Annotated in this window: 10 protein-coding genes; 7 read left to right on the top strand and 3 right to left on the bottom strand. The window is 49.0% G+C overall.

All coding sequences use genetic code 11. The features are described from left to right. Positions 1 to 51 precede the first annotated feature (51 nt). Positions 52 to 1,788, top strand: coding sequence for a hypothetical protein (locus B3F49_RS05045; protein ID WP_293909424.1), 1,737 nt, complete (start codon positions 52 to 54; stop codon positions 1,786 to 1,788). Here the strand turns inward: B3F49_RS05045 and B3F49_RS05040 are convergent. Together B3F49_RS05040 and B3F49_RS05035 are read right to left on the bottom strand one after the other, a co-directional pair. Then, positions 1,785 to 3,203, bottom strand: a complete 1,419-nt coding sequence (locus B3F49_RS05040; RefSeq protein WP_293909421.1) for a sodium:glutamate symporter — start codon at positions 3,201 to 3,203, stop codon at positions 1,785 to 1,787. The two genes, B3F49_RS05045 and B3F49_RS05040, sit on opposite strands and share 4 nt — an antisense overlap. Continuing rightward, complete coding sequence (locus tag B3F49_RS05035) at positions 3,200 to 4,294, bottom strand: lysophospholipid acyltransferase family protein (protein ID WP_293909418.1); 1,095 nt, start codon at positions 4,292 to 4,294, stop codon at positions 3,200 to 3,202. Before B3F49_RS05035 ends, B3F49_RS05040 begins: the two co-directional genes overlap by 4 nt. A 453-nt stretch (positions 4,295 to 4,747) precedes the next feature. On the opposite strand from B3F49_RS05035, the gene B3F49_RS05030 reads away from it, so the two are divergent. Together B3F49_RS05030 and B3F49_RS05025 are read left to right on the top strand one after the other, a co-directional pair. Next, positions 4,748 to 5,809: a LacI family DNA-binding transcriptional regulator gene (locus tag B3F49_RS05030; RefSeq protein ID WP_293909415.1), complete on the top strand. Its 1,062-nt coding sequence runs from the start codon at positions 4,748 to 4,750 to the stop codon at positions 5,807 to 5,809. 54 nt (positions 5,810 to 5,863) lie between these two features. Further along, entirely contained in the window at positions 5,864 to 7,138 is a 1,275-nt protein-coding gene (locus B3F49_RS05025) for an MFS transporter (RefSeq protein ID WP_293909412.1), read from the top strand. On the opposite strand, the gene B3F49_RS05020 is transcribed toward B3F49_RS05025, so the two are convergent. Continuing rightward, positions 7,107 to 7,430, bottom strand: a complete 324-nt coding sequence (locus tag B3F49_RS05020; protein WP_293909409.1) for a P-II family nitrogen regulator — start codon at positions 7,428 to 7,430, stop codon at positions 7,107 to 7,109. The two genes, B3F49_RS05025 and B3F49_RS05020, sit on opposite strands and share 32 nt — an antisense overlap. A 281-nt stretch (positions 7,431 to 7,711) precedes the next feature. Between B3F49_RS05020 and B3F49_RS05015 the strand changes: the two genes are divergently transcribed. From B3F49_RS05015 to B3F49_RS05005, 4 genes are all read left to right on the top strand, one after another. After that, complete coding sequence (locus B3F49_RS05015) at positions 7,712 to 7,897, top strand: hypothetical protein (RefSeq protein WP_293909406.1); 186 nt, start codon at positions 7,712 to 7,714, stop codon at positions 7,895 to 7,897. A gap of 56 nt (positions 7,898 to 7,953) precedes the next feature. After that, positions 7,954 to 8,223 (top strand): group II intron maturase-specific domain-containing protein, encoded by a 270-nt coding sequence (locus B3F49_RS12395; protein WP_414712348.1) that lies wholly within the window; start codon positions 7,954 to 7,956, stop codon positions 8,221 to 8,223. A gap of 229 nt (positions 8,224 to 8,452) precedes the next feature. Continuing rightward, positions 8,453 to 8,713, top strand: a complete 261-nt coding sequence (locus tag B3F49_RS05010; protein WP_293909403.1) for a hypothetical protein — start codon at positions 8,453 to 8,455, stop codon at positions 8,711 to 8,713. Continuing rightward, on the top strand, positions 8,710 to 9,060 hold the full coding sequence (locus tag B3F49_RS05005; RefSeq protein WP_293909400.1) for a hypothetical protein: 351 nt from the start codon (positions 8,710 to 8,712) through the stop codon (positions 9,058 to 9,060). Before B3F49_RS05010 ends, B3F49_RS05005 begins: the two co-directional genes overlap by 4 nt. Positions 9,061 to 9,328 lie beyond the last annotated feature (268 nt).

Raw genomic sequence — 9,328 nt, 5'->3', positions numbered from 1 at the left:
GAAAAGGTTCCCTGCTTTTCAGAAACTACTATATATGGAATACTCCTCAGTATGAACATACCACAAGATTGGGAAAGCCGATGTGATCTCTACGATACACAATATGAAGTGATTGTCTCGATGTTTGAAGATTATGCGTCCAAATTGGATGTGGATGCATTGGTATCATTCCTTATGGAGAAAGAACCGGACAATAAAGCGTACAGGTATGGCATTCTTGACCAATACATAATTAGCCAGACGATGGGGAATGCAGACCAACTGAGAAGACTATTGCAGAACAACGATACTGTGCTGCCTCCACAGACCCGGCAGGTGCTATCCCATTGGGCGCTTAAACCTGGGTTCTTCCTTGCTTTCAGGATAGTTGAAAGGAAGAAACCGGAATTGTTTGAGATTGCAGATCTGCTGACAGATACCCACTACTTGTTTTGCTCCCCAAGCTTGGAGATGTTGCAGGAGAGACGCGAGAGCCGTAATGTCACGTATGTGACCCTGATGTTGGACAACGGGCTTTGCCTGCAGTGTGCCGGGCTGATCCATTACAACTCATTGCAAGCCGATGATATTGTTTTTACCTGCCGAATGTTCGATGCTGATCTGTATGCCAAGGATGGCTTGGATGGGGTTTTGAAAGAGTATCCACAGGCTTTATACTATTGGGATTACCTTTCTTTCATTCCTTCGATTACCACGCAGGGTAAAGAGATGCTGATTCACATGGCATATGTGGATGAGCTTAGCTATGACTTCCAATCACCGTTCTGGTCGATTCAATCAAAGGATGGTGCAACGCAATACATTCTTGAAGAAGCCGATGAAGATATGGTTGAGAAGTATGGACCTTCTGACTTGCTAGAGCACCCGGAGTTGCTCAATTTTCGCATATTCCAACTGAAGCAGCATTGGTTGATTTTTGCCTTCGCAGCGGATGCTTTTTCCTTGCTCTGCCGGATTGTCGGCCATCCTGACACAGAGCCTTTGTATCGGCTTTCCGTCCCCTTGGTCATGAACCTGGAACAGGATTATCCAATGCCTTGGGATCCCTTCAAGCTGGCTGGAGACGAAAAAGAGGTGGAACCTGCGGACAAAAAGGAAATTGACGCCTTGAACAAGGTGATGGCCAAGTACATCGAGGCACTCAATTCTGGAAAACAGTTCGAAATTGAAAAAGAAGCACATAAAGCAGGTGTTGATGTTGAGCTGGTGGAGGAGTTTATTGCCCAGCTGCACAAGACCATGGCCAAATACTCCTATAACGTGCCCGAGGAAGAGAAGCAGTACGAGCTTGATGGATGGCCGGTACCGCCGGGCTCCCAGCGAAAAGGTTTTGGCGATGACTTGTATGATTCCTCGCGTTTCCTGCTTCAGGAGCCTGAAGAGTTGATTGAGAGATTTCATGGCTACACGCAGGACCGCTATCTGCAGGAGGTGGAAGAGGAAGGTCTCTTTGGTTTTCTTGAGGATCGTGCACTTGAGGAATTCGAGGATGAAACCCTCGGCTACATGAGTCTGAATATGTTGCTGTGGATCCTGTTGCATCTGAGCGACAGACCTGTCCTGGTACGCTCCATCGCTTTAGAAATCTTCAAGCTCTTTCCCCTGTTCTTCCGTACTTACGAATTTGATGAATATGTTGAACTGTTGAGCAGGGTGGTATTCAAATGCTTTATCCAAACCTCGTTGTGCAGTGTTGCCGAGCGGCCAAGAGGGGAGAAACGAACGAGAGGCCTGTATACGATACAAGCCACCCCGATGTTGAAGGCACTGATTTCACCAATTCACTAATCGGTATAGAACAAGTTCCCTACCTTGGCAAATGAACGTTTTTTTGCGATCAGGAGGTAGGAGACGAAGGATGCCAACAGATAGAATGCACTGATGCCGATTGCCAAGGTGAACAGCATTGAATTGTTTCTGGTGACGCTGAAAGCCGGCAGGTTGATACTCAGAATAATGGGTATGGCCAGGAGGAATACGATACCTACCGAGTAGAGGTAGTCGGTTGCCACCGGAGTTTCGAACTCCTGGTCGACCACCCTCAGCAGAGCCAGACCGGTGGGAAGCGTGCCGGTTGCGGTTCCATAGATGACGAGCATTCGGAAGAATTTATGGTCATCGTAGATGCGTGAGCAGTACCAAGGCAGAATGACGAGGGTGATGAACATACCGGTGAGAGTAAGAATGAGAATTGGAAGCCAGTAGCCTTGTACGGTAACCAAGGAGATGGCACCGAGACTTGAGGCGACCGTCAGGTCGACCGACAACCCGCTGATGCGGTTGCACGTTGCATTGTCTATCGTGGTTTCCACCTTGAAAAACCGCATGATCATCTTCACTCCCAAGGCACAGAAAGCGCTGAAAATGAAGTTTATGCCCCAAAGGCTCTCTGCAAGATCGGCTCCCAAAGGGCCGATGAGGTTGAGCAGGAATGTCAAGCCGGTGAGAAAACCCCAGCTGATCAAGTAGGTGGCCATGACCAAGGCAATATGGTAGGTCAACGAATCAAGCGACTCGCCATCGGTGGAAAGATAGGAGCCTACGGGCCGTTCGTAATCGAGGCGGCTGAAAAACCCGGTCCGTACACTCTTGTTGTTGATGCGCTGTGCATGTTCCTTGCCGATCCAGCCTCGTTTGAGACCTTGGTTTATGAGAACCACACCGCCGAAACTGCCAATCAGAAATCCGATGGCAGCCATCGTCAATCCTACTGAGGAAGCTCCCCTGAAACCCATTTGCTCCCACCCCATGCCGATGGAATAAGCTTGTCCGGGTCCGAGCTCAAAGCCGAGGGGGAGGGTGAAACCGAAGGCAGGATTGAGCGTTGGCTTGAAGGTGGCGATCATCAGGGCAGTCATCAACAAACCGAAAAAGCATTGCAGACCGTACTGGCCCATTACCGCAGTGACATTGGCCGCCAGCGTCCGTTTCGCCTTCCCATCCTGTTTTTGCTTGCCGGTCACCCTGAGCAGCATGGAGATGAAGGAAATGTTGAGCAGATGGTAGACTATTTCGCCGAGAAAGTCATTTCTCAGCCCCCAATGCGGAGCAACAAAGTTATAGAATACCAACAGGATGATTCCTGAAATGGTCGAGGCCGGGATCAAGAACCGTTGGAAGAATCGAATTCTCGCTCTCAGCAGTGCTGCAAACAGCAGCGAGAATGAGATGATGCCGATGTGGTAGAAAAAGTTCCAGTTCATGCTTGGTCTCCCTCTGTACACTTTCGCTTTGTGTGATACATCTCCACGTACTTGAGTATGCATCCTCGTTTGAAGATTCTGATTCTGTAGAGCGTATTGTCGTGGTAAAGTTCCACGGTATTCTTGGCGTTGATGATCATCGATTGGATGGATTCAAATGCCAAGAACATGTCACGCCCGGTTTCCGACTTGATTCGGATTCCCTCTTGATCCATCTGCAGGGTAAAGCGCTTCTCCAAGGTGACGAGTTTTTTGGCATCGCCGGTTTGCAGGAGTACCCCTCTGTCCGGCGGGAACGTAAGCGAAGAGCTTTGCGGCAAGGCGATATACTCTCGTTCCCAAGCATGCCAGGAGGCAATGTCATCGAAGTGATGGGTGCCTTGGGTTGTATGCAGCTTGTCATAGGGGTCCAGTGATGCAAAGTAGTTGCAGTGTGTGCAGGTTATGGTAATGCCTTTGCTGACTATCGTGCTGGCTTGCTTGCACTCAGGGCAGAGATAGAGCACCTGTTCAACACCTTCGGCAGCACGCTTGGATACATACGGAAGATGGTTCTTCTCCTGCCAATCACGATAGGAATAGCCGATATCGGCAAGCAGCCGTTCATAGAGTTCCGTTACCGACATCTCCCTGATATGGTCGGGCATAATCGGGGGGAGAACCCGCAGGAACACATTGCCTTTTCGTTTCTTGTCCGCCCATCGGGGCTTGAGCCCATAGAAGCCCTCGAGGTGCATGACAACAATAGGTACTTTGAACATGCGAACCAGCTTGGCGATCGCTTGGTCGAATCCCACCGGTTCCCCATCCCATGTGCGGGTTCCTTCAGGGAAAAGTCCTACGATGTCACCGCTTTTGAGCGCATCCCCGATTGCGCGGATTGTGAAAAGGTCGTTGCGTCCCTGTTGTTTGGAGATGGCTCCGATCCACCGTTCCAGCATGGGTCTGAGTGCGAAGAGCTTGAAGAGGTACGCTCCTGCTACCCATCGGATATGTACAGGGGAGGCCGAGCTGATAAGAAAAGAATCCAAGGTGTGGACGTGGTTGCCAATCACCAGAAATGGTGGCTGCAGTTCGGAAAGCTGTTGCATACCAACGAGTTCTACATGATTCCGTTTCAGAAGATAAGCACCATACGTTGGCTGAGCAATCCGTATAAACAATGGTTTTTTGGACAGTATCCTCATCTATGTATAAATACTATACATTCAGTGGGAGGTTGTCCATCAACAAGCGTTTGAAAGATGTGAATAATCTGTGAAAAGAACATGTATTACTCCACCATCACCAGCTTGCACCCAAGGGCATAAGACTTGTTTTCAGGTCCTGAATAGTGTTGGTTGTAAGGTATAGGTGTTGAAACTTTACCAATTTTTGCTGAAGCAATTTTCTTTCTAGAAAAATGAAGCAACCTATATCATTTGTAATTATATGCCATGTATGGTAAAGTACGAGAATAGGGGATACAAGCAAGGTTTCTTTTTTCTTGCAAAGCAGCCGCATTCCTGTTTAATATTAACCATTGAATGCAATGAGGTACGTTGATGCGCAAAAAAAAGGTCACCCTGCAGGATATTGCAGACAAAGTTGGTATTTCTTCCGCCAGCGTTTCCATGATCCTGGCCTCCAAGAGCTTGAATCGCTTCTCCGATGAGACTATCAACGCAGTCTATACCGTCAGTCGTGAAATGGGGTATGAAAGCAAACACGCCAAGCGGGACCGCAAGATCGTCGTCATTGTTTGTCCTTCGGTCATCAATCCCTATTTTGCCTCCATCATCCAAGGCATGGAGCAGGAAGCAAAGGTGCGTGGTTTGGAAACTGTGCTCTTTACCACCTACTGGGACATCGACAAGGAGAAGAGAGTCTGTGAGTTTGCCAAAGAACCTTCGGTGGGCGGGGTGATTTTTGCCATGATCCCCCAGCAGCCCGAGCTTGTTCGGGAGTTGAACAAGACCGTTCCGGTTGTTGCAGTCGGGGACAAGCAGAACGATGTCGGCCTTGATACGGTGGATGTGAACAATTTCAATGCAGGCACCTTGGTCGCAAATCATCTACTCTCACTTGGTCATCGGAAAATTGCCTATCTCTCAACCAGCCTCAACAGTGAACACAGCGCCCGCGTCAGGCGTTTCGAGGGACTCAAGGTCGCAATCAAGCAGTTCGGTCCGCCGGCAAGACTTAGTCTCTACACAGCTGAGGTTTCCTCGCTTACCGAGCTCAATACCCTTGATATCGAGCATCAGACAGGGTATGCCCTGGCAAAACGTTGCATGAAGGAGACGCCGGACGTGACAGCCATGGTCGCCATCAACGACATGGTCGCCTATGGTGTCATCGATGCCATCAAGGAGAGCGGATTCTCGATCCCCGACGATTACAGCGTCTGCGGGTTTGACAATATCTATCCTTCCTCCTTCGCCGGGGTAGGGCTTACCACCGTCGAGCACTACATCCTCCAGGGAGGAAAGAGTGCCGTTCGTCTTCTCTGTGAAAAAATGGAGCGACAGCAGCCCCGTACATTGGAACAAGGTGCGGTAACGCGCGTGGAGTACCAAAACCGCTTGGTCGTTCGAACTTCAACAGGAATACCACCGGTCAAGTAGGAAGCATTTGACTTCTTTGCATTTCAATGGTACAACCCATGCTAGGTTGTAATCATGCCGAAGCAAACATTCACCAAGAACCTGCAGTACGCGAAATTCTGTGCTTACGGGTTTCTCAAGGACCTGCGGTTTTATGAGCCGTTCATGTTGCTTGTCTTCTTGGACAAGGGATTGAGCTATCTAGAAATAGGGACCCTCTATGCGACACGCGAGGTGCTGATTAATCTCACGGAAGTTCCTTCGGGAATTTTTGCAGACAGCGTAGGCAGAAGGCTGACGATGGTGTTCTCCTTCCTCGCTTACATTCTCGCCTTCATAACCTTTTATTTCGCCGACAGCTTTGAAATCCTCTTGCTTGCAATGGCTGCCTATGCATTTGGTGACGCCTTTCGTACCGGCACGCATAAGGCGATGATTTTCGATTACCTCCGGCTCAATGGGTGGGAGGACCAAAAAACCTATTATTACGGACATACCCGTGCCTGGTCTCAGCGGGGCGCCGCCGTTTCCGCCCTGATTGCCGCTCTCTTGGTCCTCTATCAAGGCTCCTATGCTCCGATTTTTCTGTTTACGATCATTCCCTATGTGCTCAACGTCTTCCTCATTCTCTCCTATCCCAAGAACCTCGATGGAAAGCGGCATACCAGTGACAGGCGCATAACCGAGGAGTTTGTCTCGGTGATGCGCTCCCTTATTGCCAGCATGAAGAGTCTGGCAATGGTCCGCACCATCTCAAGCCAGGCTTTATACACCGGCTACTACAAGGCGTTCAAGGATTACCTGCAACCGCTGTTGGAGACGTTGGCCTTGAGCCTACCGATTTTTCTGGCTTGGGAGGATCAGAAACGCACCGCCTTGGTGATTGGGATTGTATATTCTATTCTCTATGCAGCCACCGCCTTTGCTTCCAGCAAATCAGGGACATTCGCATCGCATTTCAACGGCTTGGCGACACCGTTGAACCTCACGCTGCTTATCGGAGTCACCCTTGGGTTGGTCAGCGGCCTGCTGCTTCACCTCTCCTATGTCGTCCTTTCTGTAGTGCTCTACCTTGGCATCTACATTCTGGAGAATCTGCGAAAGCCGATGGGAATCGCCTATGTAAGCGAGCGGATGGATCAGACATCGCTTGCCTCGGGTCTGTCGGTGGAGTCGCAGGCGGAGTCGTTGTTCGCAGCGGCAATAGCCTTGCTGCTTGGCTGGTTCAGTAACCTGTTCGGGGTTGGTTTGGGGATTCTATCTGTTTCGTTGATCTGTTTGTTGCTTGGACTGCTCTTACGACTGCCACAGGAGCGTACTACAGTGACTCAGGCTCACCAAACGTCATAAAGCGTTCGACATCGACACAGAATGCTATGCCTGCCCCCGGCTCGACCAACGATGGTACCGCCTTGATGGCTTCAAGTACCTTGCCGGTCAGGCCTGCACCCACAAGGACAAGCAGCATTTCCTTTTCGGGAACAAGGGAGTAGCCGAAAAACTTCACATCCTCTTCCTTGCCGGTTCCTCGTGCCAAAAGGATGGTCCCCCCTGAGGCTCCCGCCTTTCTCGCCGCATCCATAACGGTTTCTGCCATGCCTTTGTTTACAATGCAGGCGATCAGGGTATGGGGTGTATGCATGTGGTGCCTCCTTAAGGTTGCTATACTGTAGTATTGCCTAAATTTGCATTCTAGAAAAGGGGGGAGTCCCTAGTACGGGTGATAGCGCCAAGTACATAGCCAAGGACAAGGGTGTCCTCCGTGAGGACGAATCTGAAGAAAGCCGGCGTCAAACTTCTGGCCTGACGAACAGAAATCCCATAAGGCATTCCCCGGTGGATGAGATTGCATCACAAATCGAAGTCCAAATGCTATACGGAACCGGGGTGTAGATGAGGCAGGGGGAGCCGAGAGTGTGTGGGATGTCTGAAAACAACACGACCGACGCAAAACGAACGGATTTGCTCGAAAGGACTCTCAAAAGCACTGCCAGCTATCTTGAGAATGTGCTCAAGCTGATAGTGAACCCTGAAAAGGCCTGCATCTGTAGAATCGAGGGCATCAGATTCCTTGAGTATGGATTCTTCTCTGATTCGAAGAACAAGTGATGGGAACTCTGTATTCACAAGAAGACAGGAGCGAATCTCACGGCTGAAACAAGGAGATAACACAGCCAAGCAATGGCTGGTCCGTAAAATACCGACAGGAAAAGCTCAATCAGCTAATCAGAGGTTGGATTGCTTACTTCAAGCTTGCAAAATGTAAAGGCAAGCAGAAGAAACTCGACCGATGGCTGAGAAGGCGGATACGGGTGAGGACTCGGTTTAGGGAGCTCAAGAGGCTTGGTGTTGAACGTAATCAGGCTTTGCAATGGGAAACTGTAGACAAGGATATTGGAGGATTGCAAATTCATGGATCCTTAATACGACGCTGAACAACAGAAAGCTCTATGAAAAGGGATGGCGATGGTTCTCTGACCTATATGCCAGAGAGTGCGTAAACTGACGAGGAGCCGCATCCCGAACAGTGCGATTCTGTGGGACGACGGGTGATCCACTAAGGCTCATCCTCCTACCCGATTACCAACTCTTGCAACTATAAACAACTGTGACATCATTTGGCACATCATTAGGGGTATTATCTATTTGATAGGAGTTATCCTCATGAAATCATGGAGAAAAGACCAGCAGGATTTGACACGGGACATCATCAGCAAAGTGGATGTTGTCGCATTCAGTTTTTCTCTGATGCAGCCGAACAAAGGTTGTTATCTCGACCATCTGGATGGCCGCTTCGCGTACATTACTCTCAAGGATGCCCTTTCCTACCGGTATCGAGTCTACAACTACGAAACTGATGTATTGGAAGGGGAGTATGAGACCCTTGATGCATTGATTGATGCAGGATGGAAGGTAAGCACATGAGCTACAGCGATGAATTGATCAAGAAGGCCCACCAAGCAACGTTCGCAAATGAGAAGCAGATTATGGAGAGCGACAGCTGTACCTGTTTCTACTGTGGCCATACGTTCAATCCCCGGATTGAGCAGAAACTTTCTTGGATCGAGGAGCGTCCTCCTCTGGACAAGACGCTTCAGTGCCCGATGTGCGGCATCGACTGCATGATCGGCAGTGCTTCCGGCTTTCCCATCCATGATGAATCGTTCATCACCCAATGTACTGAAGCATGGTTCAACGGAATCAGTAGAATCAGCGACGGCAAGCCGGTTGAAAAAGTTTGTTGGGCATCGTTGTTGCTTGAGGATTCTTGACATGCTCCTCCGCAAGGAGGAGGTGGAACAGGGTACATGTATGGCATTGTTGTGTACTGAAACAAAAAAATTGTAATGATAAGGTTACACGAAGGATATGCAAATCTTATACAATACTCTTTCTATTTCTTTGTAATAAAATATAAAAACTCATAATATAATGTATTGACAACTGAAGAAACCGATTTATACTACACTAAAAGGAACAAAAATATTGTTGTTAAGAGGTTAGAAATCTAGAAAAGAACAAAATAATTGTTCTAAAAAA

The sequence above is a fragment of the Sphaerochaeta sp. UBA5836 genome, assembly GCF_002432845.1.
Lineage (GTDB): Bacteria > Spirochaetota > Spirochaetia > Sphaerochaetales > Sphaerochaetaceae > Sphaerochaeta.
The sequence above is the reverse complement of the archived record's forward strand: the minus strand, read 5'-3'. Positions and strand labels throughout refer to the sequence as shown.

What these genes read in the sequence shown, in the direction of transcription:
- B3F49_RS05045 (WP_293909424.1), top strand. Translation starts at nt 52, where the DNA reads ATGAACATACCACAAGATTGGGAAAGCCGATGTGATCTCTACGATACA.
- B3F49_RS05040 (WP_293909421.1), bottom strand. Translation starts at nt 3,203, where the DNA reads ATGAACTGGAACTTTTTCTACCACATCGGCATCATCTCATTCTCGCTG.
- B3F49_RS05035 (WP_293909418.1), bottom strand. Translation starts at nt 4,294, where the DNA reads ATGCAACAGCTTTCCGAACTGCAGCCACCATTTCTGGTGATTGGCAAC.
- B3F49_RS05030 (WP_293909415.1), top strand. Translation starts at nt 4,748, where the DNA reads ATGCGCAAAAAAAAGGTCACCCTGCAGGATATTGCAGACAAAGTTGGT.
- B3F49_RS05025 (WP_293909412.1), top strand. Translation starts at nt 5,864, where the DNA reads ATGCCGAAGCAAACATTCACCAAGAACCTGCAGTACGCGAAATTCTGT.
- B3F49_RS05020 (WP_293909409.1), bottom strand. Translation starts at nt 7,430, where the DNA reads ATGCATACACCCCATACCCTGATCGCCTGCATTGTAAACAAAGGCATG.
- B3F49_RS05015 (WP_293909406.1), top strand. Translation starts at nt 7,712, where the DNA reads ATGTCTGAAAACAACACGACCGACGCAAAACGAACGGATTTGCTCGAA.
- B3F49_RS05010 (WP_293909403.1), top strand. Translation starts at nt 8,453, where the DNA reads ATGAAATCATGGAGAAAAGACCAGCAGGATTTGACACGGGACATCATC.
- B3F49_RS05005 (WP_293909400.1), top strand. Translation starts at nt 8,710, where the DNA reads ATGAGCTACAGCGATGAATTGATCAAGAAGGCCCACCAAGCAACGTTC.